The sequence below is a fragment of the Loktanella atrilutea genome (genome assembly GCF_900128995.1).
Taxonomy (GTDB): Bacteria; Pseudomonadota; Alphaproteobacteria; order Rhodobacterales; family Rhodobacteraceae; genus Loktanella; species Loktanella atrilutea.
The window spans coordinates 523652-549717 of record NZ_FQUE01000001.1 but is presented as its reverse complement, the minus strand read 5'-3'; the positions used below and the strand labels follow the sequence as shown (position 1 = coordinate 549717).

Annotated in this window: 28 protein-coding genes and 1 tRNA gene; 13 read left to right on the top strand and 16 right to left on the bottom strand. The window is 66.6% G+C overall.

What is annotated here, in order from left to right; genetic code table 11:
• Positions 1–101 precede the first annotated feature (101 nt).
• The 6 genes from rpsF (at position 102) to BUA54_RS02555 (ending at position 5214) form a co-directional block, all read left to right on the top strand.
• Complete coding sequence (gene rpsF, locus BUA54_RS02580) at positions 102–455, top strand: 30S ribosomal protein S6 (RefSeq protein WP_072855622.1); 354 nt, start codon at positions 102–104, stop codon at positions 453–455.
• Between the two features lie 24 nt (positions 456–479).
• Positions 480–707, top strand: coding sequence for a 30S ribosomal protein S18 (rpsR, locus tag BUA54_RS02575; RefSeq protein ID WP_072855621.1), 228 nt, complete (start codon positions 480–482; stop codon positions 705–707).
• 12 nt (positions 708–719) lie between these two features.
• Complete coding sequence (rplI, locus tag BUA54_RS02570) at positions 720–1319, top strand: 50S ribosomal protein L9 (protein WP_072855620.1); 600 nt, start codon at positions 720–722, stop codon at positions 1317–1319.
• A 118-nt stretch (positions 1320–1437) separates the two neighbouring features.
• Positions 1438–2499 (top strand): SDR family oxidoreductase, encoded by a 1062-nt coding sequence (locus BUA54_RS02565; RefSeq protein WP_072855619.1) that lies wholly within the window; start codon positions 1438–1440, stop codon positions 2497–2499.
• A gap of 114 nt (positions 2500–2613) precedes the next feature.
• The gene (locus BUA54_RS02560; protein ID WP_072855618.1) at positions 2614–3123 is read left to right on the top strand and encodes a hypothetical protein; all 510 of its coding nucleotides are present in this window, start codon (positions 2614–2616) and stop codon (positions 3121–3123) included.
• Positions 3124–3255: 132 nt separating this feature from the next.
• Positions 3256–5214, top strand: a complete 1959-nt coding sequence (locus BUA54_RS02555) for a bifunctional 2',3'-cyclic-nucleotide 2'-phosphodiesterase/3'-nucleotidase (RefSeq protein WP_072855617.1) — start codon at positions 3256–3258, stop codon at positions 5212–5214.
• Positions 5215–5250: 36 nt separating this feature from the next.
• Here BUA54_RS02555 and BUA54_RS02550 read toward each other — a convergent pair whose 3' ends face one another.
• The 3 genes from BUA54_RS02550 to BUA54_RS02540 form a co-directional block, all read right to left on the bottom strand.
• Positions 5251–5742, bottom strand: coding sequence for a hypothetical protein (locus BUA54_RS02550; protein ID WP_072855616.1), 492 nt, complete (start codon positions 5740–5742; stop codon positions 5251–5253).
• A gap of 149 nt (positions 5743–5891) precedes the next feature.
• Positions 5892–7226, bottom strand: coding sequence for a trigger factor (gene tig / locus BUA54_RS02545; RefSeq protein ID WP_072855615.1), 1335 nt, complete (start codon positions 7224–7226; stop codon positions 5892–5894).
• Positions 7227–7252: 26 nt separating this feature from the next.
• Positions 7253–7336 (bottom strand) — tRNA-Leu (locus BUA54_RS02540).
• A 172-nt stretch (positions 7337–7508) separates the two neighbouring features.
• Between BUA54_RS02540 and BUA54_RS02535 the strand changes: the two genes are divergently transcribed.
• A complete protein-coding gene (locus BUA54_RS02535; protein ID WP_072855614.1) occupies positions 7509–7967 on the top strand; it encodes a Hint domain-containing protein in 459 nt (152 codons plus the stop codon).
• A gap of 24 nt (positions 7968–7991) precedes the next feature.
• Here the strand turns inward: BUA54_RS02535 and BUA54_RS02530 are convergent, their stop codons facing one another.
• Positions 7992–9539 (bottom strand): bifunctional ADP-dependent NAD(P)H-hydrate dehydratase/NAD(P)H-hydrate epimerase, encoded by a 1548-nt coding sequence (locus BUA54_RS02530; protein ID WP_072855613.1) that lies wholly within the window; start codon positions 9537–9539, stop codon positions 7992–7994.
• A gap of 172 nt (positions 9540–9711) precedes the next feature.
• On the opposite strand from BUA54_RS02530, the gene BUA54_RS02525 reads away from it, so the two are divergent.
• Positions 9712–10050, top strand: a complete 339-nt coding sequence (locus BUA54_RS02525; protein ID WP_072855612.1) for a P-II family nitrogen regulator — start codon at positions 9712–9714, stop codon at positions 10048–10050.
• Between the two features lie 48 nt (positions 10051–10098).
• Positions 10099–11517 carry a type I glutamate--ammonia ligase gene (gene glnA, locus BUA54_RS02520; RefSeq protein ID WP_072855611.1) on the top strand — a complete coding sequence of 473 codons (1419 nt, stop codon included), beginning with the start codon at positions 10099–10101 and terminating at the stop codon, positions 11515–11517.
• 232 nt (positions 11518–11749) lie between these two features.
• Here the strand turns inward: glnA and BUA54_RS02515 are convergent, their stop codons facing one another.
• Entirely contained in the window at positions 11750–12505 is a 756-nt protein-coding gene (locus BUA54_RS02515; protein WP_178352698.1) for a helix-turn-helix transcriptional regulator, read from the bottom strand.
• Positions 12506–12629: 124 nt separating this feature from the next.
• On the opposite strand from BUA54_RS02515, the gene purB reads away from it, so the two are divergent.
• Positions 12630–13937, top strand: a complete 1308-nt coding sequence (purB, locus tag BUA54_RS02510) for an adenylosuccinate lyase (RefSeq protein WP_072855609.1) — start codon at positions 12630–12632, stop codon at positions 13935–13937.
• Between the two features lie 92 nt (positions 13938–14029).
• Positions 14030–14188 (top strand): hypothetical protein, encoded by a 159-nt coding sequence (locus tag BUA54_RS21145; RefSeq protein ID WP_178352697.1) that lies wholly within the window; start codon positions 14030–14032, stop codon positions 14186–14188.
• 46 nt (positions 14189–14234) lie between these two features.
• Here BUA54_RS21145 and BUA54_RS02505 read toward each other — a convergent pair whose 3' ends face one another.
• Both BUA54_RS02505 and BUA54_RS02500 read right to left on the bottom strand, forming a co-directional pair.
• Positions 14235–14885, bottom strand: a complete 651-nt coding sequence (locus BUA54_RS02505) for an acyl-homoserine-lactone synthase (protein ID WP_072855608.1) — start codon at positions 14883–14885, stop codon at positions 14235–14237.
• Between the two features lie 141 nt (positions 14886–15026).
• Positions 15027–15623: a helix-turn-helix transcriptional regulator gene (locus BUA54_RS02500; protein ID WP_245810543.1), complete on the bottom strand. Its 597-nt coding sequence runs from the start codon at positions 15621–15623 to the stop codon at positions 15027–15029.
• A gap of 142 nt (positions 15624–15765) precedes the next feature.
• Here BUA54_RS02500 and BUA54_RS02495 point away from each other — a divergent pair, with 142 nt between their 5' ends.
• Together BUA54_RS02495 and BUA54_RS02490 are read left to right on the top strand one after the other, a co-directional pair.
• Positions 15766–16248: an autoinducer binding domain-containing protein gene (locus tag BUA54_RS02495; RefSeq protein ID WP_084114016.1), complete on the top strand. Its 483-nt coding sequence runs from the start codon at positions 15766–15768 to the stop codon at positions 16246–16248.
• A 45-nt stretch (positions 16249–16293) separates the two neighbouring features.
• Positions 16294–17352 (top strand): FliG C-terminal domain-containing protein, encoded by a 1059-nt coding sequence (locus BUA54_RS02490; protein ID WP_072855606.1) that lies wholly within the window; start codon positions 16294–16296, stop codon positions 17350–17352.
• A 58-nt stretch (positions 17353–17410) separates the two neighbouring features.
• Here BUA54_RS02490 and BUA54_RS02485 read toward each other — a convergent pair whose 3' ends face one another.
• The 9 genes from BUA54_RS02485 to BUA54_RS02445 form a co-directional block, all read right to left on the bottom strand.
• Positions 17411–18637, bottom strand: coding sequence for an NADH-quinone oxidoreductase subunit E (locus tag BUA54_RS02485; protein ID WP_072855605.1), 1227 nt, complete (start codon positions 18635–18637; stop codon positions 17411–17413).
• A gap of 50 nt (positions 18638–18687) precedes the next feature.
• Positions 18688–19029, bottom strand: coding sequence for a hypothetical protein (locus tag BUA54_RS02480; RefSeq protein WP_072855604.1), 342 nt, complete (start codon positions 19027–19029; stop codon positions 18688–18690).
• Positions 19026–20264 carry an NADH-quinone oxidoreductase subunit D gene (locus BUA54_RS02475; protein ID WP_072855603.1) on the bottom strand — a complete coding sequence of 413 codons (1239 nt, stop codon included), beginning with the start codon at positions 20262–20264 and terminating at the stop codon, positions 19026–19028. Before BUA54_RS02475 ends, BUA54_RS02480 begins: the two co-directional genes overlap by 4 nt.
• The gene (locus tag BUA54_RS02470) at positions 20261–20893 is read right to left on the bottom strand and encodes an NADH-quinone oxidoreductase subunit C (protein WP_072855602.1); all 633 of its coding nucleotides are present in this window, start codon (positions 20891–20893) and stop codon (positions 20261–20263) included. Before BUA54_RS02470 ends, BUA54_RS02475 begins: the two co-directional genes overlap by 4 nt.
• A gap of 9 nt (positions 20894–20902) precedes the next feature.
• Positions 20903–21424: a NuoB/complex I 20 kDa subunit family protein gene (locus BUA54_RS02465; RefSeq protein ID WP_072856114.1), complete on the bottom strand. Its 522-nt coding sequence runs from the start codon at positions 21422–21424 to the stop codon at positions 20903–20905.
• Entirely contained in the window at positions 21424–21789 is a 366-nt protein-coding gene (locus tag BUA54_RS02460) for an NADH-quinone oxidoreductase subunit A (RefSeq protein WP_072855601.1), read from the bottom strand. The genes BUA54_RS02465 and BUA54_RS02460 overlap by 1 nt, the downstream gene beginning before the upstream one ends.
• A gap of 209 nt (positions 21790–21998) precedes the next feature.
• Positions 21999–23927: an acetyl/propionyl/methylcrotonyl-CoA carboxylase subunit alpha gene (locus tag BUA54_RS02455; RefSeq protein ID WP_072855600.1), complete on the bottom strand. Its 1929-nt coding sequence runs from the start codon at positions 23925–23927 to the stop codon at positions 21999–22001.
• A gap of 74 nt (positions 23928–24001) precedes the next feature.
• Complete coding sequence (locus tag BUA54_RS02450) at positions 24002–25561, bottom strand: carboxyl transferase domain-containing protein (protein ID WP_072855599.1); 1560 nt, start codon at positions 25559–25561, stop codon at positions 24002–24004.
• Positions 25558–26064 (bottom strand): lysozyme inhibitor LprI family protein, encoded by a 507-nt coding sequence (locus BUA54_RS02445; protein WP_072855598.1) that lies wholly within the window; start codon positions 26062–26064, stop codon positions 25558–25560. The genes BUA54_RS02450 and BUA54_RS02445 overlap by 4 nt, the downstream gene beginning before the upstream one ends.
• Positions 26065–26066 lie beyond the last annotated feature (2 nt).

The window sequence follows — 26066 nt, the reverse complement described above, 5'->3', positions numbered from 1 at the left end:
CTTCCGCGATGACGTTAACTGCGCAGTCTCTCGTGGGTGGGGTGCGGAAGCCTGATGATCCCCTCCCTATGAAATGCGTCGAACATATGAAAAGGAATGCCATGCCGCTTTACGAGCATGTGATGATCGCGCGTCAGGACCTGTCCAACACGCAGGCCGAAGCGCTGATCGAACACTTCGGCACCGTGCTGGCCGACAACGACGGCAAGCTGGTCGACAGTGAATACTGGGGCGTCAAGACGATGGCCTACAAGATCAACAAGAACCGCAAGGGCCACTATGCCTTCCTGCGTTCGGATGCCCCCGCGGCGGCCGTGCAGGAAATGGAACGCCTGATGCGCCTGCATGAAGACGTGATGCGCGTCCTGACCATCAAGGTCGACGAACACGCCGAACTGCCCTCCGTGCAGATGCAGAAACGCGATGAACGCGACACCCGTCGCGAGCGCCGCTGATAGATCAGGAAAGGACCGTAAATCATGGCAACCAAACCGTTTTTCCGCCGTCGCAAGTCCGATCCGTTCGAGGGTGAAAATGCCCCCGCGATCGACTACAAGGACACCCGCACCCTGCAGCGCTACATCTCCGAGCGCGGCAAGATCGTGCCCGCCCGTATCACCGCCGTCGGCTCCAAGAACCAGCGCAAGCTCGCTCAGGCGATCAAGCGCGCCCGGTTCCTGGCCCTGCTGCCCTACGCTGTGAAGTAAGGAGCAAACACCATGCAAATCATTCTTCTGGAACGTGTGGCCAAGCTGGGTCAGATGGGCGAAGTCGTCTCCGTCAAGGAAGGCTACGCGCGCAACTTCCTGCTGCCGCAGGGCAAGGCGCTGCGCGTCAATGCCGCCAACCTCGCCCGCTTCGAAGCCGAGAAATCGGCCCTTGAAGCCCGCAACGCGGAAACCCGCGACGCCGCAAAGGCCGAGGCCGAAAAGATCGACGGCGCGACCTTCGTCGTGATTCGCTCCGCCTCCGACGCAGGCTCGCTCTACGGCTCCGTCACGCCCCGTGACGTGGCAGAGGCCGCGGCCGCCGATGGCTACACCATCGACCGCAACAACGTCGTCCTGCGTGGTCCGATCAAGGAACTGGGCCTGCACGACGTCAGCCTGAACCTCCACCCCGAGGTCGAGGCGACGATCACCCTGAACGTCGCCCGCTCCAAGGAAGAGGCAGAGCTTCAGGCCGCCGGCAAGTCGATCCAGGAACTGGCCGCGGAAGAAGAAGCCGCAGCAGAGTTCGAGATCCAGGAACTGTTCGACGATCTGGGCGGCGCCGGCAACGACGACGACGCGCAACAGCGTCGCGCCGACGAAGCCTGAGCCTCACCGCTCGACCGACACGAAAGGCCGCGCCTCCGGGTGCGGCCTTTTGCGTTTGCGGCCCGTCCGAATGAACCAAACCGACCCCTGCGGCATTGTCTGCCAAAGGAGTTTCACCATGCCCTCATACGATAACAAGGTCGCCATCATCATCGGCGGCAGCGCCGGCGTCGGCCGCGCCACCGTCGATGCCCTGCTGGACCGTGGCTATGCCGTCGGCGTCGTCGCACGCGGCCGCATGCGCCTCGATGAACTGGAACAGATGGGCGTCGCGACCTACGGCGCCGATGCCGGCGACGCGGGCCAGCTCGATGCCGCCGCCGACCATCTCGTCGGCCGCCTCGGCACCCCGACCGTCTGGGTCAACTGCGCCATGGCCACCAGCTTTTCCGCCTTCAAGGACACCCCGGCCGAGGATTTCGAGCGGGTCATCCGCACCACCCTGATGGGTCAGGTCAACGGCACCCGCGCCGCCCTGCGCCACATGATCCGCGGCAACATCGTCAACATCGGCTCCGGCCTGTCCTACCGCGCGGTCCCGCTGCAATCCGCCTATTGCGCCGCCAAGCATGCAATCAACGGCTTCACCGCCTCGGTCCGCTCGGAACTGATCGCAGAGGATTCGCCGATCCACCTCTCCCTCGTCCAGCTCCCCGCGATGAACACGCCGCAATTCGACTGGGCCCGCAGCCGTCTGGCCCAGCAGCCGCAACCGGCGCCGCCGGTCTATACAGCACGGGTCGCCGCCGACGCCGTGTTGCGCGCCATCGACACGAACGCCCGCGAACTCTTCGTCGGCAATTCGGTGCTGAAGCTGGTCTTCGGCCAGTTCCTCGTGCCGAACTACCTCGACAACCGCATGTCCCGCGATGGCATCACCGGGCAGAAGTCGGACCGCCCCGCCCCCGGCGTGCAGCAGGGCAACCTTTACGAGCCCGTCGACTACCCGACCAGTCCCGCGGGGTCCTACGGCGACCGCGCCTCCGACAGCGGCGTGATCGTGGACGCCGACCGTGCGCGCAAGGGCGTGTTCTTCGGCCTGCCGCTTCTGGCGCTGGCCGCCGGTGTCGCCGCCGGGCTGGCCGGCGCCCGTGCGAACCGCAGCCGTCGCCTGCCGCAAAGGGACGCGCGCACCGCCATCCCCCGCGACTTCGGCGGTGACGACTACCGGGGGTCGTGACCCCCTCCCGCCCGGTCGTCCGCAACGGCCGGGCAGCATCCGCAGGAAGCGGATTGACGAACCCGACAAAAACGGTAAGGTTTATCCAAGGTAACAGCGCCGAAGGATCGACCGATGACCGCACACCCCAACCTTTCCGTCCCCGTGTCCCGCGGCGCCGCCCCCGTCGGCCAGATGGACGAACTTCCAAGGCTCGAGGCGATCGCGATCATGTTCCTGCGGATGTGGTGCGACGGCGGCGCCAACCGCCAGCGCATGGCGGGCGATCTGGCGCTGGCACTGGGACAGGACGACGCGGCCACAGCCAGCGGCCTCTTCGACGACCTGATGCGCCTCACGCTGTCCTGCGCCCGCCGTCCCCTGATGCGCCACGGCGTCCCCTGCCAGTGCTTCGGCGGCGATGAATGTGCCTTCGCCAACATGCTCGCCGCGGCCACCACCGGCGACCGAGAGGAAGCGATGCTCTTCTCCGCCATCCTCATCACCGGACAGGCAGCCTGGCCCGCCATCGCGCTCGCACAGGACCTGTCGCCCTTTCTGCTGCGCTTTGCCCGCGCAACGCAGGGCCAGGGCGCCGACCTGCCCGGCCAGACCCACACGGTTCACAGCGGCACCCGCCACTGACCCCGCCGCCCGGTTTCCCGACACAGGTTCGGTTTTTCGGCCAATTCCGGCGCGATTTGGCCGGACTGTCGTGACACCGTCGCGAATCCCCCGCAGACTGCCGGCATCACTTCCAGAACAAGAGATGCCCGCATGGCCTTCACCCTGTCCCGCCGTTCGTTCCTGGCCTCCACCGCCGGTTTCATCGCGCTGCACCCGTTCTCGGCGCGCGCCCAGGCAAACCAGGTCCACCTGCGCCTGATGGAAACGACCGACCTGCACGTCCACGTCTTTCCCTACGACTATTACGCCGACAAGCCCGTCGACACCGTCGGCCTCGCCCGCACCGCGACGATCATCGAGAATACCCGCGCCGAATCGACGAACGCGCTGCTGCTCGACAACGGCGATTTCCTGCAGGGCAACCCGATGGGCGACTACATCGCCTACGAACGGGGGATGAAGGACGGCGACATGCACCCGGTCATCGCCGCGATGAACACGCTGGGCTTCGACGCCTCGACGCTGGGCAACCACGAGTTCAACTACGGCCTCGACTTCCTTGCCAAATCCCTTGCCGGGGCCAACTACCCGGTGGTCAGCGCCAACGTCGTCAAGACCATGGGCGCCACCCCGACAGAGGACGAGACGCTGATCCCGCCCTACATCATCCTCGACCGCGAACTCACTGACGGTGCGGGGGAAAAGCATCCCATCAAGATCGGCATCATCGGCTTCGTGCCGCCGCAGATCATGAATTGGGACCGCCAGCACCTCGAAGGCAAGGTGCAGACCCGCGACATCGTGGCGACGGCGCAGGCCTACGTTCCGCAGATGAAGGAAGAAGGCGCGCAGATCATCGTCGCCCTCAGCCACTCCGGCATCGGCGCGGCAGAGGCGGAGGACATGATGGAAAACGCCTCCGTCCCCCTCGCCGGGGTCGAGGGGATCGACGCGGTGATGACCGGCCACAGCCACCTCGTCTTTCCGTCGCCGGACTACGACGGCTTTCCGGGTGTCGATGTCGCCAACGGCACCATCTCGGGCAAGCCCGCCGTCATGGGCGGCTTCTGGGGCAGCCACATGGGCCTGATCGACCTGCTGCTGGAACGCGACGGCAACGGCTGGCGCGTCATCAGCCACACGTCAGAAGCGCGGCCGATCTCGCAGCGCAACGAGGATCGCAGCGTCACCCCGCTGGTCGAAAGCGACCAGAAGGTGCTCGACGCCGCGCAGAAAGAGCATGAGGCCACGCTCGACTACGTCCGCCGCGCCGTGGGCCAGACCGATGCGCCGCTCTACAGCTACTTCGCGCTGGTGGCCGATGATCCTTCGGTCCAGATCGTGTCGAACGCCCAGACGTGGTACATCAAGCAGATGATGCAGGGCACTGAAAACGAAGGACTTCCCGTCCTCTCCGCCGCCGCCCCCTTCAAGGCCGGCGGCCGTGGCGGCCCGGACTACTACACCGATGTGCCCAAGGGCGACGTGGCGATCAAGAACGTGGCCGACCTCTACCTCTATCCCAATACCGTCCGCGCGGTGAAGATCACCGGTGCGCAGGTCAAGGACTGGCTGGAACGCTCCGCCGGCATGTTCAACCAGATCGAGGCGGGCGCGCAGGACGCGCCCCTGCTGAACCCCGACTTTCCCAGCTACAACTTCGACGTGATCGACGGAGTGACCTACCGGATCGACCTGTCGCAGCCGTCGAAATACGACGGAGACGGCAACGTCGCGGCGGCGGATGCCAATCGCATCACCGACCTGAAGTTCGACGGGCAACCCATTGACCCGGCGGCAGAGTTCATCGTCGCCACCAACAACTACCGCGCCGGCGGCGGCGGCACCTTCCCGGGCGCCGACGGCAGCACGATCGTCTTCGAGGGGCCGGACACCAACCGCGACGTCCTCGTGCGTTACATCGTCGAGGAAGGCACGATCAGCCCCAACGCCGACGCCAACTGGTCCTTCGCGCCGATGCCCGGCACCACCGCCCTGTTCGAGACGGGGCCGAATGCCGCGCAATACGCCGAGACCATCGAGAGCGTCACCCTCGAACCCGCCGGCGAATCCCCCGAAGGCTTCGCCGTCTACCGCATGATCCTCTAGCCATCCACACGGGGCGCCCTTCGGGGCGCCCTCCCATTATCGCATCAGCGTGGTCAGCGTCACGCGCGCCCGGCACGGCTGACCGTCCTCGGTCCCGATCCAGACCGACAATGTGCCGTTGCCGGGCCGCGACAGCAGCATCCGCGGCCGCCCCGGACCCTGCCCGTCATCATTGAAATACCAGCTTTCATCCTCGGTCTGCACCAGCAGCGCCGTGGCGCAACTGCTGAACACCCCGATCTCCATCCCCAGTCCCAGCATGCCGCCCAGCTCCGCCACAAGGGCCGGGGCATCGTTGAACCGCGCGACGGGAACCTCCGGCAGGCCCAGATAGGTGCACCCGTCCAGCGATCCCGCACCGCCGGCAAAGACCCTGCGGCTTTGCCCCAGACGCAGGGACGCCCCGTTGCTGGACAGGATGCTGCCCCCGCCCAGATCCGGATTTGGACAGGCCAGTGCGGCGTCACCCGCCCCCACGGCAAGCGCGGCAAGGCAAAGGGTCAGAATCCGACGACACCACGCAGACATGGCAATTTCCCGCTTCAAAAGTTCGAAAGAACGCATCCGCGCTGGCGTCGACTATCGCGCCGCGGCCCGCGAACCGCAAGGGCACAACGCAAAACGGCACCCCGATCCGGGGTGCCGTTTCAACTTTGCCCCGTCGTCGGGACCGACGATCAGTCTTCGTTTTCCAGCGCTTCCACGGCGGCCTGCAAGTCTTCCTTGCTGACCTCCTTCTCGGTCACGGTCGCCTTGTCGAAGATGTGGTCGACGACCTTGTCCTCGAACAGCGGCGCCTGCAGCTGCTGGCGGAACTGCGCGTTCTGCTGCACGAATTCAAAGAACTGGCGTTCCTGCCCCGGATACTGCCGCGCCTGGTTCATCACGGCCTGTGTCATTTCCTGATCCGTGACCTTCACCTCGGCCTTCTGGCCGATGTCGGCCAGCAGCAGGCCCAGCTTCACCCGGCGCTTGGCCAGCGACTTGTGCTCGTCCGTGGGGTTGATCTCGGGGTGGTCGTGGCCCTGATGGTCGGGGTTCTCCTCGTGCCACAGCTGGTGCGCGATCTGGTTGGCCTCCGCCTCGACCAGCGACGCGGGCAGGTCGAAGTCGACCAGCGTGTCCAGCTCGTCCAGCAGCTTGCGCTTGGCGATCGCGCGGGACGCACCGCTGTACTCGGCCTCCAGCCGCTCGCGGATCTGACCCTTCAGGGCCTCCAGATCCTCGGCGCCGAACTTCTTGGCCAGCTCGTCATCGATCTCGGGCGCCTTCGACGCACGCACTTCCTTCACCGTCACGTCGAACACGGCTTCCTTGCCGGCCAGATGCGGCGCCTGATAGTCCTCGGGGAAGCTGACCGTCACGGCCTTCTCCTCGCCGGCCTTGGCTTTCAGCAGCTGATCCTCGAACCCGGGGATGAAGCTGTTGGACCCCAGCACCAGCGGATAGTCCTCGCCGGCACCGCCGTCGAAGGGCTCGCCGTCGATCTTGCCGACGAAGTCGATCAGCACCTGATCGCCATCCTTTGCGGCACCCTTCTTGGCGTCGTAGGACACGGCCTGCGGGCTTTCCGACAGGTTCTTCAGCGCTTCTTCGACGGCCGCATCGTCGGCCTTCACGACCAGACGCTCCAGCTTCACCTTGCTCAGGTCGGTCTCCGGCACGTCGGGCAGCTTTTCGTAGGTCACGTCGACGACGACGTCCTCGCCCTCTTTCCAGTCGGGGTTCGACATCTTCATCTCGGGCTGCGCCGCCGGGCGGTCGCCGGATGTCGTCAGATGCTCGTTCATCGCGCCGTCGATGGCCTCCTGCATCGCGTCGCCCATCAGGCGCGGGCCGAACTGCTTGCGCATCATGGCCATCGGGACCTTGCCCTTGCGAAAGCCCTTCATCTCGACGTCGGGCTGCGCTTCCTTCAGCTTGCCGACAACCTTGTCGTCAAGTTCCGCCGCCGTCACCGTGATGGTGTATCCGCGCTTGAGGCCGTCGTTCAGGGTCTCTTTGACCTGCATGGGCTTTCCTTCTTTCTACTCAACCTTGGTGCGGGTGAAGGGACTCGAACCCCCACGCCTTGCGGCGCCAGAACCTAAATCTGGTGCGTCTACCATTCCGCCACACCCGCATGTGAAACGGGGGCGGATTGACCCACCCCCGGCTTTGCGCGGTGTCTATCAAAGGTCACAGACGGATGCGAGGGAAAATCGCAGTCCCAAAAAAGGCGGCAGCCCGCCACGTTTTCGCCTTAGTTCCGATCCAGACCTGAAACTTGACAACAGCAAGAGCGGGAAGACGCCATGACGACCGGGACAAGAACGCGCGACACGATCACGGCCGCGGCGGTATCCGGCGTCTGCGCCGGCACGACCATCATGACCCTGAACGGAGAGGTCTCGGTCGAGCGTCTGGCCCCCGGCGCCCGCGTCATCACCCGCGATACCGGCATGGCGGTCCTGCGCGCCGTCAGCGTGCGGACCGTGCGGACCGCGCCCATCCGGATCAAGGCGGGCTCCCTCGGCCACACCCGCCCGGATCGCGACATGATCGTGCCGCCCGGCGCCCAGATCCACATCCGCGACTGGCGGGCACAGGCGCTCTTCGGCGCCCCCGCCGCCACCGTCGCCGCCTCGCGCCTCGTCGACGGCGAATTCCTCGCGGTGCAGGCCCTGCAGGACATGCAGGTCTACACCCTGACCTTCGACGCCCAGCACATCATCTATGCCGACGGGATCGAGATGGCCTCCGCCGCCGTCTGACCCCCGCGCGCCCTCCGGCCCTCGTCAGGCACCCAGCGCCCTCAAAACACCCGGCAGCATCTCCGGCAGATCCTCGGCGATCAGCCCCGGCCCGAAGGCGCGCGCGCATTCCACATGCAGCCACGCCCCCGTCTCCGCCGCCTGCCGGGGACCGGACCCCCGCGCCAGGAGCCCGGTGATGAACCCCGCCAGCACGTCGCCGGCGCCCGCCGTGGCCAGCCACGGCGCGCTGCGGCCGTCGACCGCCGCATTGACGCTGCACCAGCCGTCCGGGTCGGCGATCACCGTATCCGGCCCCTTGAACAGCACCACGCAGCCCGCCCGCCGCGCCGCCTCCCGCGTGGCATCGACCTTGGAATACGCGGGCCCCGCCGTCGCCGGCGCGTCCAGCGTCGCGGCGATGTCGGGAAACAGCCGCGCGAATTCGCCCGCGTGGGGCGTCAGCACGCAATCGCGGTGCAGCTGCCCGAACAGGCCCGCATCCCGCGACAGCAGCGTCAACGCATCCGCATCCAGAACCACCCTGTGCCCGGCCTTCAGGGCCGTCGCCACCAGCGCCGCCTCCCGCGCATCGGTCCCCAGTCCGGGTCCAAGGCACAGCGCATTGATCCGCCCGTCCTCCAGTACCCCGGCCAAGGCCTCCGCGTCCTTGACGCGCCGCAACATCACCGCATCCATCTGCGCCGCGTTCTCGATCAGCGCGGCCGGCGGACAGCCCAGCGTCACCGCCCCCGCCCCGATCCGCAGCGCCCCCCGCGCCGCCATCCGCGCGGCCCCGCCGCGCCCGACACCGCCCGACAGCACCAGCCCGTGGCCAAAGTCGTACTTGTGGCCGCCCGCCTTGCCCAGCCCCCCCGGCGCGCCCACGCACCGGACCCGGTCCGGCCCCATTTCCGGCACAGGCAGCCCGATATCGACGCAGACGACCCGTCCGCAGGCCCGCGGCCCGTCCGCCAGCACGTGACCGCGCTTTCGCGCATGAAAGGTCACCGTCAGGTCCGCCGCCATGACCGGGCCAAGGGCGCGCCCGCTGTCGGAACACAGCCCCGAAGGCAGATCGACCGCCACCCGCCGCATCCCGGCCCCGGCCCCGTCCAGCAGCAGGTCGACGGCGCGCCGCAGCCCCGTGCCGAACAGCGCGTCGACCACCAGATCGCCCGCCATCCCCCCCAGGGTCTCCGCCGTCAGCGTCCTCACCTCACCCCTCGCAACCCAGCGCGCGTGATTCTCCGCCGCGTCCGGGGGCAGCCGCGCCGCATCGCCGTAAAGGAACACCTCCACCGCCCACCCGGCCTGCCGCAGCAGCCGTGCCACGACGAAACCGTCGCCGCCATTGTTGCCGGGCCCGCACAGCACAACGGCGCGCCACCGGTCCCCTTCTTCTCGTTGCAAATACCTCGGGGGTGCGGGGGCTGGCCCCCGCGATGGCGCAAGCTCCGGCCACTGCGCAAGGATCGCTTCCACCACCCCCCGCCCGGCCCGCTCCATCAACTCCAGTCCCGTCACCGCACCGGACTCGATGGCAGCCCCCTCGATGGCGCGCATTTGGGCAGCGGTCAGCAATTCGGTCATCGTTTCAGCACCCCGTGTTCTCAAACCGCACAATATTCACGCAACCGGCACAATAAGACGGCGCGACGCCCAATTTCCACCGGTCCACGCTTGCACCTTTCACGGCTTGAATTGTTCCTGTCTGTCGAAGATGGTCTGACCGCGACAAGACCGCAACCAAGGGGGGCCCCGCGTGAAGAAGATCGAAGCGATCATCAAGCCGTTCAAGCTGGACGAGGTGAAGGAAGCGCTGCAGGACGTCGGCATCCAGGGCCTCTCGGTCGTCGAGGTCAAGGGCTTCGGCCGGCAGAAGGGTCACACGGAACTCTACCGCGGCGCGGAATACGTCGTCGACTTCCTCCCCAAGGTGAAGCTCGAGATCGTCATCCCCGACGACCATGTCGACGCCGCCATCGCGGCCATCGTCGCCGCCGCCAAGACCGACAAGATCGGTGACGGCAAGATCTTCGTCTCGTCCGTCGAACAGGCGATCCGCATCCGCACCGGCGAGACCGGCGACGACGCGCTGTAACGCCCGCACATCATCCACACGATCAAGACCGAAAAGGACTCGCATCACATGAGCACCAAAGACTTCCTGAAGATGATCAAGGATGAAGAGGCCGACTACGTCGACATCCGCTTCACCGATCCCAAGGGCAAGCTGCAGCACGTCACCATCGTCGCCGACCTCGTCGACGAGGACTTCCTCGAGGAAGGCTTCATGTTCGACGGCTCCTCCATCGCCGGCTGGAAGTCGATCGACCAGTCCGACATGAAGCTGATGCCCGACACCACCAGCGGCTACGTCGATCCCTTCTACGCGGAAAAGACGATCTGCATCCACTGCACCGTGGTCGAACCCGACACGATGGAACCCTACGACCGCGACCCGCGCGGCACCGCCGAAAAGGCAGAGGCCTACCTGAAGTCCTCCGGCATCGGCGACAGCTTCTTCTGTGGGCCCGAAGCCGAATTCTTCATCTTCGACGACGTGCGCTACTCCGTCGCGATGAACAAGGTCAGCTTCCAGGTCGACGCGATCGACGGCGCGTGGAACACGGACACCGACTACCGGTCCGAAACCGGCGTCGGCAACACCGGCCACCGTCCGGGCATCAAGGGCGGCTACTTCCCGGTCAACCCGATCGACGACGCGCAGGACATGCGGGGCGAGATGCTGTCCACCATGAAGCGCATGGGCATGAAGGTCGACAAGCACCACCACGAGGTGGCGTCCTGCCAGCACGAACTGGGCCTGATCTTCGGCACGCTGACCAAGCAGGCCGACGAGATCCAGAAGTACAAGTACGTCATCCACAACGTGGCGCAGGCCTACGGCAAGTCGGCGACCTTCATGCCGAAGCCGATGTCCGGCGACAACGGCACCGGCATGCACGTCAACATGTCGATCTGGAAGGACGGCAAGCCGCTCTTCGCGGGCGACAAGTATGCCGACCTGTCTCAGGAAGCGCTCTACTTCATCGGCGGCATCCTCAAGCACGCCAAGGCGCTGAACGCGATCACCAACCCGACCACGAACAGCTACAAGCGCCTGATCCCCGGCTTCGAGGCCCCCGTGCTGCGCGCCTATTCCGCCCGCAACCGCTCGGGCTGCGTCCGGATCCCGTGGTCCGAATCGCCCAAGGCCAAGCGTGTCGAGGCCCGCTTCCCCGATCCGGCGGCGAACCCCTACCTCGCCTTCTCGGCCCTGCTGATGGCCGGCCTTGACGGCATCAAGAACAAGATCGACCCGGGCCCCGCGTCGGACAAGGACCTCTACGACCTGCCGCCGGAAGAACTGGCCGCGATCCCGACCGTCTGTGGCAGCCTGCGCGAAGCCCTCGACGAGCTGGAAAAGGACCACGAGTTCCTGCTGGCCGGCGACGTCTTCACCCGCTCCCAGCTCGAAGGCTACATGGCGCTGAAGTGGGAAGAGGTCTACGCCTACGAGCACACGCCGCACCCGATCGAGTACAAGATGTATTACAGCTGCTGACCGCAGCCACGGCGATCGATCAAGGGGCACCCTGCGGGGTGCCCTTTTTGCTGCCCGGCACCATGGCCCGCCCCGCCGAACGCAGAAGGGGAGCCGTCAAGCGGCTCCCCTCCCTTCGTCTCGAAATGGCTTCTTTCAAATTGAAGCGCGGAACGCGCTTTTGAATGGCGGCATGATGGGACATCCCCCCGTGCGGGCGAAAGGTATCAAGATTCCTACTGTCGCCCGCGGGTTACAGGGAAAGCAGTCCGGCCATCACCGCCATGACCAGCGCCTGTTCCCGCGTGCGGGCGCCCAGCTTGCGTCTGGCGTTCGCCAGATGCTTCGTCACCGTCACGTCCTGCAGCGCCATCCGGTGCGCGATCTGCCCGGTCTTCAGCCCGGCGGCCAGCCATTGCAGCACCTCGATCTCACGCGCGGTCAGCGGTGCCGCAGGGCGGATGACGCGCATCTCCACGTCATCCTCCGCCCCCGGCCCGGGCCGGTAGCTCAGCGCAAAGGCCGTCGCCGCCAATTGCAGCAGCCGCAGGGTCTCGGGCCGGCGCAAAGACGCTGCGGCATCCCGCGTCTCGGCATACAGGACGACGCCCGCGGTCTGCACCGATCCGGCGCAGGGCACCAGCATGGTCTGCGCATAGCCGTGATCCCGGAACAGGTCGCGCACCTGCGCGGTTCCTGCGTCACCGTCCCGCGCCGGCGTGCCTTGGGTGAAGTCCATGATGCCGACGTCGCAGGTCGCGGCGCAGATCTCCATCCAGGGATCGACCGCGTGCAGCCCGGCGGCGACATAGTCGTCCAGCAGCCGGTCGGACGCCGTGCTTCTGATCGTCGGCGCGTGGGGCCGACCGACGGGCGCGGTGCCAAGCGTCATCGTCGGGCTGCCCAGATCGGCAAAGGTGCGGGTGGCCTGCGCCCAGATCTCCTCTGGCGGGGCGCCCACGGCAAACCGGCTCAGAACGTCCAACTGGGAAAAGCTACGCGGTATCATGCCACATTTTGGCCTTATTCCGCCGACGAGAGTCAAGCGACCTTGCGGGGGATCGAAACTTTCCATTCCCGCGCCTTGCCAGTATGACGCAGCCAACGCCGCCGCCAACCCGAAAGGCCCGCCCATGATCCCGCGCTATGCCCGCCCCGAAATGACCGCCGTCTGGGACCCCGCCACGAAATACCGCATCTGGTTCGAAATCGAGGCCCACGCCTGCGACGCCATGGCCGACCTCGGCGTGATCCCGAAGGAAAACGCGCAGGCGGTCTGGAAGGCAAAGGACGTGCAGTTCGACGTGGCACGCATCGACGAGATCGAGGCCGTGACCAAGCATGACGTCATCGCCTTCCTCACCCATCTGGCCGAACACATCGGGTCCGATCAGGCGCGTTTCGTCCATCAGGGCATGACCTCCTCGGATGTGCTGGACACCACGCTGAACGTCCAGCTGGTCCGCGCCGCCGACATCCTGCTGGCCGACATGGACCGCGTGCTGGCGGCGCTAAAATCCCGCGCGATGGAACACAAGGACACCGTCCGCATCGGCCGCAGCCACGGCATCCACGCCGAACCCACGACGATGGGCCTGACCTTCGCCCGCTTCTACGCCGAGATGGATCGCGGCCGCGCCCGTCTGGTCAACGCCCGGGCAGAGATCGCCACAGGCGCCATCTCCGGCGCCGTCGGCACCTTTGCCAACATCGACCCCGCGGTCGAGGAGCACGTCTGCAAGCAGCTTGGCCTGACGCCGGAACCGATCAGCACGCAGGTCATCCCCCGCGACCGCCACGCCATGTTCTTCGCCACGCTGGGCGTCATCGCCTCCTCGATGGAAAACATCGCGACAGAGATTCGCCACATGCAGCGCACAGAGGTGCTGGAGGCAGAGGAGTTCTTCTCCCCCGGCCAGAAGGGCTCCTCCGCCATGCCGCACAAGCGCAACCCGGTGCTGTCGGAAAACCTGACCGGCCTCGCCCGCCTCGTCCGCATGTCCGTGACGCCGGCGCTGGAAAACGTGACCCTCTGGCACGAGCGCGACATCAGCCATTCCTCCGTCGAACGCGCGATCGGCCCCGACACCACGATCACCCTCGACTTCGCCCTGAACCGCCTTGCCGGTCTGGTCGAAAAGCTGGTGATCTATCCCGACAACATGCTGGCCAACATGAACAAGTTCCGCGGCCTCGTGATGTCGCAGCGCGTCCTGCTGGCGCTGACGCAGGCCGGCGTCAGCCGAGAGGACAGCTACCGCCTCGTGCAGCGCAACGCGATGAAGGTCTGGGAACAGGGCGCCGACTTCAAGACAGAGCTGCTGGCCGACCCCGAGGTCACAGCCGCCCTGACGCCCGCGCAGATCGAGGAAAAGTTCGACATCGGCTACCACACCAAGCATGTGGACACGATCTTTGCGCGGGTGTTCGGGCAAGGCTGACGCGGGACACCCTGTCGCAGATAAAACCTGTCGGTGATTGACCCTGCGTCATGCTATGATGACGCCACCTTGGTTGATGACAGGAGTTTGCGATGATGAAGACCTCTCTTGCGGCACTGGCACTGGCCCTGCTGCCCGGCCTCGCGCTGGCGCAGGGATGCAACCATGCCAAGACGACGGCGATGTCCTGCGCCGATGGCATGATCCCCGATGCGGAAACAGGCACCTGCGTGCCCGTAACCACAAGCTGACGGGTGAAAGGCGGGCAGTCTGCCCGCCTTCCTGCCCCCGGCAAAGTCAGACAGACGGCGCGTGGACGGGCTGCGGCTGCACGCGATGGGTCGCGCGCGGCAGCGGCGGCATGATCCGGGTCGTGGGCATCGACAGGACCGCATAGCGGCGACCGTCGTTGTCGTTGACATAGGGTTCGCCGATTCGCTCTGCCCCGAAGCCCAGCTGACGCAGCGCGCGCATCAGGGCCAGCGGCGACAGGGACATCAGGGTGGTCGCCCCCTGATCCGCCGCCACGTCGATCAGCCCCTGCACGATCATGGTCAGACAGGTGCTGCGGGCCGCCTGCGTGTCCACCGCGTCAGAGATGACAAGCCGGGTGCATTCCCACATGTCGGGGCTGACGATGTCCTGCGCCAGCACCTCTGCGGGAATGTCGATCAGCTTGCCCTGCACCGCGTCGCGCAGCATGTAGCTGTGACTGCCCCATGTCGCCGTCGTGGCCATGGCACGGGCCCCGCCGATGACCTCGCCGTCGCGCAGGACGACGGAATACCACGCCTTCGGGTTGTCGTACTGGTCCATCTCGACATCGTCGTCATGGGGGATATGCCACCCCAGCGTGTCCACGAAGAATCGCTTCCGGAGCCGTAAAAAGTCATAGAAAGCAGTACCATGGACGTGCAAATCGCGCATGTTGAACGTGATGTTTTCCATTCTGGGTTCTCCTACTGGAAGAATCCCTATGTATCAAAACATCTACAAATTGTCTCATTTCCTATTGACAATGGCGCAACAGGGTCGCTGTGCCGCAGCCAAAGCCGCGACATCGGACAGATTTGCCGTCCTTTGCGATTCTCAGATCAGTTGAAACTGCCGTGCCAGCGCCGCGGCCTCGGTGCTGGTCTTGGCCCGCAGCTTGGTCTTGGCGTTCTTCAGCCGCTGCTTCACCGCGCCTTCGGTGACGCCCAGATCAAAGGCGATCTGCTTCAGCCGCTTGCCGTCGTTGACCATGGCCAAGGCCTCCAGCTCCGCCCCGGTCAGGGTCTTGGGCGGCAGCATCTCGTCGTGGCAGCGTGTCAGGTAGGCCAGCAGCAGCTGCGACTCCAGCGCCGTGAACTCCCGGTCCGCCCGGCAGAAACTGGCAAAGGACCGCTGACCATCGGCGTTGCCGTCGAACACCGCCGCCACCAGCCCGAATCGCAGGCCGAAGGCCGCCGCCATCCCCAGAACGCCGCGGCGGTCATCGTCACGCAGGGACGACCACGCCGCCATGCCGGTGTTGGTATGGGCCCACCGCATGATGGGGTCGAACAGCATCAGGCTGTTGCGGGTATAGTGCTCCACCCAAGGGGTCGGCAGCGCATTGATTTCCTTCATCGGAAACGCAAAACCGATACGCAGGGCGATGTAGTGGCCCGCAGGCGAAACCGTCTCCAGGTCCTGCGGTGTCATTCGTCGCGTCATACCGGGGGTTGAATCCTGTCGTTACCACTGCATGTTTATACTTAAGGACAGTAAGAAGGTTATTCACCAGTGAATACCAATTAATATCCAATAATCGACGTGTTTGACTGTTAATGACAAGGCCCTTGTAATGCCAGATTCCATGCCATCGATGACTCGCCTGCAGGATGCAGCAGCCGTGGCACCCGCCGGATACGCCCTGGCATTTCACATCCGTTACGCCTCTCCGACATTCCTGCTGCAGGCCTATCCCAAGGCGTGGACATCGTATTATTCCCTGCACGCGCTGGTGATGTCGGACCCGACCGTCGCCTGGGGCTTTACCCACGAAGGCGCATGCCGCTGGTCCGACCTGACGGACGATCCGGCACGCGTGATGGTCCGCGCCGCCGAACACGGTCTGAACTTCGGCATGGTCTGCGCAGTCGAATCCCACGACAGCCGCAGCTTCGGCAGCTTTTCGCGCGCCGACCGCGAATTCACCCAAGAGGAAATGGCGGCCCTCCTAGACGTCCTGACCGATCTGCACGAAGCGACCCGCAACGTGTCGGACCTGTCCCCGACGAGTGTCGAGGAGTTGCGGAAAATGTCGGTCAACTACGCCAAGGGCTGACCGCCGTTCACCGTTCCTTGACCAACGCGGGCTAGGGTCGGCTGCATGTTCAACGCTTTCGATCCCCTGCCCGACGCGGCGCCCCCGACCCTGCCCCTGTCGCGCAAGCGCAAGGCAGCCCTGATCGTGCAACTGCTGATCAACGACGGGAACAAGCTTGCCCTGTCCACCATGCCTGACCATGTGCAAGAGGATCTGGCCCGCGAACTGGGCGCGATCCGCCTCGTCGACCGCGATACGGTGAATGCCGTCGCCACGGAATTCGCCGACCTGCTGGATGCCGTCGGCCTCTGCGCCCCCGGCAACGTCGATGCGGCGCTCGAAGCACTGGCCGGTCAGATCTCGCCGCATCTGGCGGACAAGCTGCGCGACCAGCTCGACAATCGCCACGGCCGCGACCCCTGGCCGCGGCTGCAGAACCTGACCACCGACGACGTCGTGCGCATCCTGTCCACCGAAAGCATCCAGATCGGCGCCGTGCTGCTGTCGAAACTGCCCGTCACCCGCGCGGCAGAGGTGCTGGGCAAGATCCCCGGCCCCCGCGCCCGGCGCATCACCTTTGCCGTGCGCCAGACCTCCGACATCGGCCCGGATGCCGTGCTGCGCATCGGTCAGGCGCTGGTCAGCGACTACTGCCGCACCCGTCTGACCGCCTTCGACAAGGCTCCGGTCGAACGTGTCGGCGCGATCCTCAATTCCAGCCTGGCCCCGACCCGCGACGATGTCCTCGTCGGGCTGGACGAAACCGACGCGGACTTCGCCAAAAATGTGCGCAAGGCGATCTTCACCTTCGAAAACATCCCCGCCCGCGTGCGTCCGATTCACATCCCGAACTGCCTGCGCGCCATCGATCCCGCGGACCTCGCGACCGCGATCGGCTACGCCCTCGTCGCGGGGGGGGAGCGTGAGGCGGCGGCGACCTACATCATGGACTGCATTTCGCAACGCATGGCCGCCGCGTTGAAGGAACAGGCTGCCGACCGCGGCACCGTCAAGCCCGTGGACGGCGAGGCTGCGATGAACGCCGTCAGCTCTGCCATCCGCGCGCTGGCGGACGACGGCACGATCACCCTGATCGACCCGGACGAGGAGGAAGAAACCTGATCAATCCCGCGACCGCACGGTCGCGGGTCGTCAGTGTGCCTGCAAGGTCTTGTCGGCCTCAGGCCAGCGTCTTGGCCTGACCGATCCAGTCTTCGCGGGCAACCCGGCCTCTGGACTTCAGCTGGCCTTCGACCCATGCGGCGTCGGCGTCGGACCACGCGGCAATCTGGCTGAAGTGATAGATGCCCAGATCGTTCAGGGCGGCCTCGATCTTCGGCCCGATGCCGTTGATCCGCTTCAGATTGTCCGCCTGACCGTCGCGCGCCGCATCCAGCCGCTCCGGCGCATGGTCCGCGGTCGCGGGCGCCTCACCCGTCTGCAGACCCGGTGTCCTAGTGCCGCTCTCGGCCTTCACGTCGGTCTCCGGCTCCGGCGCCACGCTGCCTTCGTCAGGGCGGCCGGCACGGGTTTCACCGTTGGCCTCGCCCTCGACCTCGGCCACCCCGTCAGAGGCGTCGCCCTGATCGCGCGGGGCCGCTTCGTCGCCTGCCACGCGACCGCCCTGCCGACCGTCCGGGCCTTCGGGCGCCATCTGATCGTCGCGCGCCGCGGCCTTCGGATCGGGGTCGGCCTGCTTGGCCGCGTTCCACGGCGTCAGCAACGGGACCTCTGTCCCATCGATCCGCTTGATGGTGTCGCCGATATCGACCGCAAGCTGCGCGCTGGCATTGTATTGCCGCTTGCCGCTCTCGTGGTCCTTCAGGCTGGTCAGTCCGGACAGCGGCTCTGCCGCATAGCGACCGTTCTGCGGGCCCGGCACGGGAACCTGCCCCGCCGCCATCTCGTCGATGATCTCGCCCAGCCGCGCGGCGGTCAGATCCTCGTAGTAATCCTTGCCGATCTGCGCCATCGGCGCGTTCGCGCATGACCCGAGGCATTCGACCTCCTCCCAGGAAAACTTGCCGTCGGCGGACAGCTGATGCGCCTTCGGCGCGATCTTGTCCTTGCAGACGCCGATCAGGTCCTCTGCCCCACAGATCATGCAGGACAGGGTGCCGCAGACCTGAATATGTGCAACGCTGCCAACCGGTTGCAGCTGGAACATGAAGTAGAAGGTCGCCACCTCCAGCACGCGGATGTATTCCATGTCCAGCATCCGGGCGACATGCTCGATCGCCGGCCGGGTCAGCCAGCCATGCTGTTCCTGCGCGCGCCACAGCAGCGGGATCACGGCAGAGGCCTGACGCCCCTCCGGGAACTTCGTCATCTGCCCCTTGGCCCAGGCCAGATTGTCCGGCGTGAATTCAAAGCTTTCGGGCTGATCGTGGTAAAGGCGTCGCAGCATGGTCTTGGGTCTTCCGGTCTGTTCGTACGCCCGGGGGCGCGTCAGGGATTTCAGATGCAGCGGTCGCTCAGCACGCGGATCGAGGAGGCGGAGGAGGTCTCCACCCGGCCTTCGGCCTGCAACTCCTGAATCAGCGGCCCCATCTCGGCCTTGCTGATCGTCGCCTGCGACAGCACCGCGCCCGCGTTGTCCGGCGTCAGGGCGCAGTCGTTGGCCTCGATCGCGCCGACCAGCCGCTCCTTCGCGGTCAGCAGCACCGGCTGCGGCGTGGGCTTCGGCGTCGGATCGGCGGGCAGGTTGTTGCCCAGCCGGCTGATCCCGACGCCATTGCCCGCAGGGGCACAGGCGGCCAGCGTCAACGCCGCGGTCACGGTCAGAATACGTGCGATCATCGGTCGATTTCCCCGAAAACGACGTCCATGGTGCCGATGATGGCAGCCACGTCGGCCAGTTGGTGCCCAGAGGCGATATAGTCCATGGCCTGCAGGTGCAGATACCCCGGCGCGCGCAGCTTGGCGCGGTAAGGCTTGTTCGTGCCGTCGGCCACCAGATAGACGCCGAATTCGCCCTTCGGCGCCTCGACGGCGGCATAGACCTCGCCCTCCGGCACGTGGAACCCTTCGGTATAAAGTTTGAAGTGGTGGATCAGGCTTTCCATGTCGGTCTTCATCGCGTGCCGCGTGGGCGGGGTCATCTTGCCCCGCGCCATGACGTCGCCGCGCTCGTGCCGCAGCTTCTCGCAGGCCTGCCGCATGATGTGGATCGACTGGCGCATCTCCTCCATGCGGACGAGATAGCGGTCATAGCAGTCGCCATTCTTGCCGACTGGAATCTGGAACTCGAATTCGTCGTAGCATTCGTATGGCTGCGCCCGCCGCAGATCCCAGGCGAGGCCCGACCCCCGCACCATGACGCCGGAAAAACCCCAGTCCTGAATGTCCTGCTCGGTCACGATGCCGATGTCGGCGTTGCGCTGCTTGAAGATGCGGTTTTCCGTCAGCAGCCCGTCAATGTCGTCCAGCACCTTGGGGAACGCGACGCACCAGCTGTCGATATCCTCGACCAGCTGGTCCGGCAGGTCCTGATGCACGCCGCCGGGGCGGAAATAGGCCGCATGCAGACGCGCGCCGCAGGCCCGCTCGTAGAAGACCATCAGCTTCTCGCGCTCCTCGAACCCCCACAGCGGCGGGGTCAGCGCACCGACGTCCATCGCCTGCGTGGTGACGTTCAGCAGGTGGCTCAGGATGCGCCCGATCTCGGAATAAAGCACCCGGATCAGCTGCGCGCGGCGCGGCACCACCGTCTTCGTCAGCCGTTCGATCGCCAGACACCAGGCATGTTCCTGATTCATCGGCGCCACGTAGTCCAGCCGGTCGAAATACGGCAGGTTCTGGAGGTAGGTGCGGCTCTCCATCAGCTTTTCGGTGCCGCGGTGCAGCAGCCCGATATGCGGGTCGCAGCGTTCGACGATCTCGCCGTCAAGCTCCAGCACAAGACGCAGAACGCCATGCGCCGCAGGGTGTTGCGGGCCGAAGTTGATGTTGAAGTTGCGGATCTTCTGCTCGCCCGTGCGCGCGTCCACCGACCCGTCGTCGTAGCTGTTGATGCGGATATCGCCGTCCATCATTTCGCCGGTCCTTTCGAGACATGGCCGTCAGGTGCCGCCTTGTCGTCGCCGGGCAGGATGTATTCGGCCCCTTCCCACGGCGACATGAAGTCGAACTGACGGTATTCCTGCACCAGACTGACGGGCTCGTAGACGACGCGCTTCTGCACTTCGTCATAACGGACCTCGGTATAGCCGGTGGTCGGGAAATCCTTGCGCAGCGGGTGGCCGCGGAATCCGTAGTCGGTCAGCAGGCGCCGCAGATCCGGGTGGCCGGAAAACAGGATGCCGAACATGTCGAAGATCTCGCGCTCGAACCAGTTGGCGCTGGGATGCACGGTGATGATCGACGGCACCATGTCCTCCTCGCGCACGTCGACCTTCAGCCGGATGCGCTGGTTCTGGTACATGCTCAGGAAGTGGTAGACGACCTCGAACCGCTTGGGCCGCTGGGGATGGTCCACAGCGGTGATATCCACGATTGATGAGAACCGGCACGCCGGATCGACGCGCAGGAAATCGACGAAGCCCACGATCTGCGACAGCGCCACGGTGACGGTCAGCTCGCCATGGGCGACCGCCCACCCCAGCACGCAATCGTGCCGCTTCTGTTCCAGATGCTGGCCGAGTTCGTTCAAAGCGTCGGACATGGGGCCCCCTTAGCGGACGATGGTGCCGGTGCGGCGGATCTTGCGCTGCAGCTGCAGGATACCATAAAGCAGCGCCTCTGCGGTCGGCGGGCAGCCGGGCACGTAGACGTCCACCGGCACGACCCGGTCGCAGCCGCGCACCACGGAATAGCTGTAGTGATAGTAGCCGCCGCCGTTGGCGCAGGACCCCATCGAAATCACGTAGCGCGGCTCCGGCATCTGGTCGTAGACCTTGCGCAACGCGGGCGCCATCTTGTTGGTCAGCGTGCCCGCCACGATCATCAGGTCCGACTGGCGCGGGGATGCGCGCGGTGCGGTGCCAAAGCGTTCGAGGTCATAGCGCGGCATCGAGGTATGCATCATCTCGACCGCGCAGCAGGCCAGCCCGAAGGTCATCCAGTGCAGCGACCCGGTCCGCGCCCAGTTCACGATGTCGGCGGTCGAGGTGACGAGGAACCCCTTGTCGGTCAGTTCCCTGTTCAGCGCCTGCGTCGCGACCTCGCGGTCGGGGCCGACTTGCGTTCCGGTCATCACTCCCATTCGAGAGCTCCCTTCTTCCATTCATAGGCAAAGCCCGCGGTCAGCACCCCGAGGAAGACCATCATCGACCAGAACCCGACCATGCTGATGTCCTTGAACGCCACGGCCCAGGGAAACAGAAAGGCGACCTCCAGATCGAAGATGATGAACAGGATCGACACGAGGTAGAACCGCACGTCGAACTTCATCCGGGCGTCGTCGAAGGCGTTGAACCCGCATTCGTAGGCCGACACCTTTTCCGGGTCGGGATTGCGCACGGCGACCAGCGCCGCCGCCAGAATCAGGATCAGGCCCAGCACGATCGCCAGCCCCAGAAAGATCATGATCGGCAGGTATTCGTTCAGCATCGATTCCAAGGGGGTGATCCTTTTCCCGGTGCACCCGCGCAAGGCGGGCGGGTGCGGCTGCGGTCACACTTAAACCCGGCTCCCGGCAGGGTCAACCGACGCCGCCCCCCTCTGCCACCCTTTGTCGCGCCCGCATCTTCGCGTCGAAAATACCTCGAGGAAGGCGCACCGCACCGGGGGCAGCGCCCCCTGCACGCCCATCCCGGCGCGCCGCGTCCTCAGTCCGCGACCGCCAGCGTCACCAGCGCCACGCCGGCCTTGACCTGATCGCCCTGCGCCACGGCGACCTCGGCCACGATGCCGTCGCGGGGCGCGCGCAGCACGTGTTCCATCTTCATCGCCTCCAGCACGACCATCCGGTCGCCCGCGGCGACCGCCTGCCCCGCGCTGACCGTCACCTGCGCCACCAGCCCCGGCATCGGCGCCAGGACCGCGTCGCCGCCCGCCTCGGCCCCGCCGCGCGCCAGCGGATCGGGGATCGCAAAGGTCAGCGGATCGGCCCCGAAGACCGTCACCGCATCGCCGTGGCGCAGGGCCCGCGGCAAGCGCACCCCGTCCGCCCGCCAGCCCCCCGCATCACGGCAAAGCGCCACCGTCGTCCCGCCGACCTGCACATCCCAGCCCTCCGGCCGCGCCGTCAGCGTTGCCGCCACCTCGGCGCCCTCGCGCATCAGCGCCACCCGCTGCGACAGCGGCGCCCACAGGGCAAAGCCCTGCCACGGCGCCGCCTCCCTCGCCAGCCCCGCCGCCACCAGCGCCGCCAGCGCGGTGCGCGCGGGGTCGGCCTGCGCAGGCGCCACCAGATCCGCCTGCCGCGCGATCAGCCCGGTATCCATCGTCCCCGCGGCAAAGTCGGGCTCCGCCACCAGCCGCTGCAGGAACCCGAGGTTCGTCACCGTCCCCGCCACCTGCGTCGCGTCCAGCGCCGCGCCCATCGCCGCCAGCGCCGCGGCACGGTCGGCGCCATGCACCGTCACCTTGGCGATCATCGGATCGTACCAGGGGGATATCTCGCTCCCGGTCTCGACCCCGCTGTCGATCCGCGCCGCTGCCGGAAAGGCCAGATGCGCAAGCCGTCCCGTCGCCGGCAGGAACCCCGCCGGCACATCCTCTGCATAAAGCCGTGCCTCGATGGCGTGCCCGTTGATCGCCAGCTGATCCTGCCGCAACGGCAGGGCCTCGCCGCTCGCGACCCGCAGCTGCCATTCCACCAGATCGACGCCGGTGATCGCCTCGGTCACCGGATGCTCCACCTGCAACCGCGTGTTCATCTCCATGAACCAGAAGCCGTCGGCGCGCAGCCCGTCGCTGGCGTCCACGATGAACTCGATCGTCCCCGCCCCGGCATAGCCGATCGCCCGCGCCGCCCGCACGGCAGCATCGCCCATCGCCGCGCGCACGGCCTCGGTCATCCCCGGCGCCGGCGCCTCCTCGATCACCTTCTGATGCCGCCGCTGCAACGAGCAATCGCGCTCGAACAGATGCACCGCGTCGGTCCCGTCGCCGAAGACCTGCACCTCGATATGCCGTGGCCGCTGGATATACTTCTCGATCAGCACGTCGCCGTTGCCGAAGGCGGTCCGCGCCTCCGCTTTCGCACTCTCCAGCGCCTCGGCGAAACCCTCCGCCGCCTCGACCAGCCGCATCCCCTTGCCGCCGCCACCCGCAACCGCCTTGATCAGCACCGGATAGCCGATCCGTCCCGCCTCCGCGGCCAGCACGGCGGGCGACTGGTCGGCCCCCAGATAGCCCGGCACCACCGGCACGCCGGCCTTCTGCATCAGCGCCTTGGCCGCATCCTTCAGCCCCATCGCGCGGATCGCCGCGGCGCTCGGCCCGATGAACACCAGCCCCGCCGCCGTCACCTGATCGACGAAATCAGGGTTCTCGGACAGAAAGCCATAGCCCGGATGGATCGCGTCGCAGCCCGTCTCCCGCGCCGCCGCGATGATCAGATCGCCGCGCAGATAGCTCTCCGCCACCGCCGCCGGCCCCAGCCGCATCGCCCGGTCCGCCATCCGCACGTGCACCGCGCCTGCGTCGGCATCGGAATAAACGGCCACCGTCTCCACCCCCAGAGCCCGGCAGGTCCGCATGATCCGGCAGGCGATCTCGCCCCGGTTCGCCACCAGCACCCGGTCAAACATGGCAACCCTCCGCTCGCCGGACGCTGCGGGGGTGGGCGGGGGTGGGCGGGTGGGACGCCCACCCCCGCAGCGGCCTACATCCGAAAGACGCCAAAGCGTGTCTCCTCGATCTCTGCATTGCAACTCGCTGCCAGGCTCAGCGCCAGCACCGCCCGGCTCTGCCGCGGGTCGATCACCCCGTCGTCCCACAACCGGGCCGCGGCATAAAGCGGGTCCGACTGTTCCGCGAACTGGTCCAGGATCGGTTGCTTGAAGGCCGTCTCCTCCTCCTCCGCCCAGTCGATCCCGCGCCGCTCCAGTCCTTCGCGCCGCACCGTCGCCAGCACCCCCGCCGCCTGCTCGCCGCCCATGACGGCGGTCCGCGACGTGGGCCACGTCCACATGAAATCCGGGCTGTAAGCCCTTCCCGCCATGCCGTAATTTCCCGCGCCATAGCTGCCGCCCACGACCATTGTGATCTTGGGCACCTTGGTCGTCGCCACCGCCGTCACCATCTTGGCCCCGTGCCGCGCGATCCCCTCGTTCTCGTACGCGCGGCCCACCATGAAGCCGGTGATGTTCTGCAGGAACACCAGCGGGATGCGCCGCTGCGAACACAGCTCCACGAAATGCGCGCCCTTCTGCGCGGCCTGACTGAACAGCACCCCGTTGTTGGCCACGATTCCGCAGGGCCAGCCGTCGATATGGGCGAACCCCGTCACCAGCGTATCCCCGAACCGCGCCTTGAATTCATCGAAGCGCGAGCCGTCGACGATCCGCTGGATCACCTCGCGGATGTCGTAGGGCGTGCGCAGATCGGCAGGCACCACGTCGAACAGCGTCTCGGGATCCAGCGCCGGAGGTTCGCTCTCCAACCGCTTGACATTGCACAGAGTCCGCTGCGACACGCTCGCCACCGCCTGCCGCGCCAGCGCCAGCGCATGGGCATCGTCCTCGGCCAGGTAATCCGCCACGCCCGACAACCGCGTGTGCACGTCGCCGCCGCCAAGATCCTCCGCCGACACCACTTCGCCCGTCGCCGCCTTCACCAGCGGCGGCCCGGCCAGGAAGATCGTCCCCTGATCCCGCACGATGATGCTGACGTCCGCCATGGCGGGCACGTAGGCGCCGCCGGCGGTGCAGGACCCCATCACCACCGCGATCTGCGCGATGCCCGCCGCCGACATGTTTGCCTGATTGTAGAAGATGCGTCCGAAATGATCGCGGTCCGGAAAGACCTCGTCCTGGTTCGGCAGGTTCGCCCCGCCCGAATCCACGAGGTAGACGCAGGGCAACCGGCAGTGCGCCGCAATCTCCTGCGCGCGCAGGTGCTTCTTGACGCTGACCGGGTAATAGGTGCCGCCCTTCACGGTGGCGTCGTTGCAGACCACCATGACCTGAACGCCACAAACCCGCCCGATCCCGGCGATCACGCCGGCCCCCGGTGCCGCGCCATCGTACATCCCGTGCCCCGCCGTCACCCCGATCTCCAGCCAGGGCGATCCGGCGTCCAGCAGGTTCGCCACACGGTCGCGCGGCAGCATCTTGCCGCGGCTCACGTGCCGGTCGCGGGCCTTGTCGCCGCCGCCGGCCATCGCCAGCGCCGCCGCATCGGCCACCCGCCCCAGCGCCGCCAGATGCGCGTCCCGCGTCATTGCAGACCGTCCATGCCGTCCTGCAGCAACACCGTCTGTTCCGCCGTCACCGCCATCAGACACTGCAGCGTGGCTGGCCCGCCGCCGGTGCCGCCGCCCCACTTCGCCCGCTCGAAATCGCAACGCGCATCGCGATAGGCGATCCAGGCCCGCTGCATCGCCTTCAGCGCCGGGACCTGCTCCGGCGCGTTCCAGCCGCCCGCCGCGGCCTCCGCGTCGCGCGTCTTGTAAAGCGCCATCAGGTCGCCGTAGGCGGCGTTCAGCGCGTCGTCCCAGAACTGCCGCTCCCGGTCCAGACAGCCCCCCATGCCGACGGTCGAATCCCCGCCCGGCGTATCCCGCATGCAGGCCGCCGCCGAGTCCCCGGCGCAGGCCGCACGGTCCCCCGGCGCCGCATCCGCCAGACAGGTCTGCGTCGCATCGTCCGCATAGACCAGATCCTGCGCCGCTGCCGGCCCGGCGAAAAACCCCGCCGCTACAATTGCCTGCACCACGATCTTCATCC

Coding starts and splice junctions, on each gene's coding strand:
- rpsF (WP_072855622.1), top strand. CDS start 102: ATGCCGCTTTACGAGCATGTGATGATCGCGCGTCAGGACCTGTCCAAC.
- rpsR (WP_072855621.1), top strand. CDS start 480: ATGGCAACCAAACCGTTTTTCCGCCGTCGCAAGTCCGATCCGTTCGAG.
- rplI (WP_072855620.1), top strand. CDS start 720: ATGCAAATCATTCTTCTGGAACGTGTGGCCAAGCTGGGTCAGATGGGC.
- BUA54_RS02565 (WP_072855619.1), top strand. CDS start 1,438: ATGCCCTCATACGATAACAAGGTCGCCATCATCATCGGCGGCAGCGCC.
- BUA54_RS02560 (WP_072855618.1), top strand. CDS start 2,614: ATGACCGCACACCCCAACCTTTCCGTCCCCGTGTCCCGCGGCGCCGCC.
- BUA54_RS02555 (WP_072855617.1), top strand. CDS start 3,256: ATGGCCTTCACCCTGTCCCGCCGTTCGTTCCTGGCCTCCACCGCCGGT.
- BUA54_RS02550 (WP_072855616.1), bottom strand. CDS start 5,742: ATGTCTGCGTGGTGTCGTCGGATTCTGACCCTTTGCCTTGCCGCGCTT.
- tig (WP_072855615.1), bottom strand. CDS start 7,226: ATGCAGGTCAAAGAGACCCTGAACGACGGCCTCAAGCGCGGATACACC.
- BUA54_RS02535 (WP_072855614.1), top strand. CDS start 7,509: ATGACGACCGGGACAAGAACGCGCGACACGATCACGGCCGCGGCGGTA.
- BUA54_RS02530 (WP_072855613.1), bottom strand. CDS start 9,539: ATGACCGAATTGCTGACCGCTGCCCAAATGCGCGCCATCGAGGGGGCT.
- glnA (WP_072855611.1), top strand. CDS start 10,099: ATGAGCACCAAAGACTTCCTGAAGATGATCAAGGATGAAGAGGCCGAC.
- BUA54_RS02515 (WP_178352698.1), bottom strand. CDS start 12,505: ATGATACCGCGTAGCTTTTCCCAGTTGGACGTTCTGAGCCGGTTTGCC.
- purB (WP_072855609.1), top strand. CDS start 12,630: ATGATCCCGCGCTATGCCCGCCCCGAAATGACCGCCGTCTGGGACCCC.
- BUA54_RS21145 (WP_178352697.1), top strand. CDS start 14,030: ATGATGAAGACCTCTCTTGCGGCACTGGCACTGGCCCTGCTGCCCGGC.
- BUA54_RS02505 (WP_072855608.1), bottom strand. CDS start 14,885: ATGGAAAACATCACGTTCAACATGCGCGATTTGCACGTCCATGGTACT.
- BUA54_RS02500 (WP_245810543.1), bottom strand. CDS start 15,623: ATGACACCGCAGGACCTGGAGACGGTTTCGCCTGCGGGCCACTACATC.
- BUA54_RS02495 (WP_084114016.1), top strand. CDS start 15,766: ATGCCAGATTCCATGCCATCGATGACTCGCCTGCAGGATGCAGCAGCC.
- BUA54_RS02490 (WP_072855606.1), top strand. CDS start 16,294: ATGTTCAACGCTTTCGATCCCCTGCCCGACGCGGCGCCCCCGACCCTG.
- BUA54_RS02485 (WP_072855605.1), bottom strand. CDS start 18,637: ATGCTGCGACGCCTTTACCACGATCAGCCCGAAAGCTTTGAATTCACG.
- BUA54_RS02480 (WP_072855604.1), bottom strand. CDS start 19,029: ATGATCGCACGTATTCTGACCGTGACCGCGGCGTTGACGCTGGCCGCC.
- BUA54_RS02475 (WP_072855603.1), bottom strand. CDS start 20,264: ATGATGGACGGCGATATCCGCATCAACAGCTACGACGACGGGTCGGTG.
- BUA54_RS02470 (WP_072855602.1), bottom strand. CDS start 20,893: ATGTCCGACGCTTTGAACGAACTCGGCCAGCATCTGGAACAGAAGCGG.
- BUA54_RS02465 (WP_072856114.1), bottom strand. CDS start 21,424: ATGACCGGAACGCAAGTCGGCCCCGACCGCGAGGTCGCGACGCAGGCG.
- BUA54_RS02455 (WP_072855600.1), bottom strand. CDS start 23,927: ATGTTTGACCGGGTGCTGGTGGCGAACCGGGGCGAGATCGCCTGCCGG.
- BUA54_RS02450 (WP_072855599.1), bottom strand. CDS start 25,561: ATGACGCGGGACGCGCATCTGGCGGCGCTGGGGCGGGTGGCCGATGCG.
- BUA54_RS02445 (WP_072855598.1), bottom strand. CDS start 26,064: ATGAAGATCGTGGTGCAGGCAATTGTAGCGGCGGGGTTTTTCGCCGGG.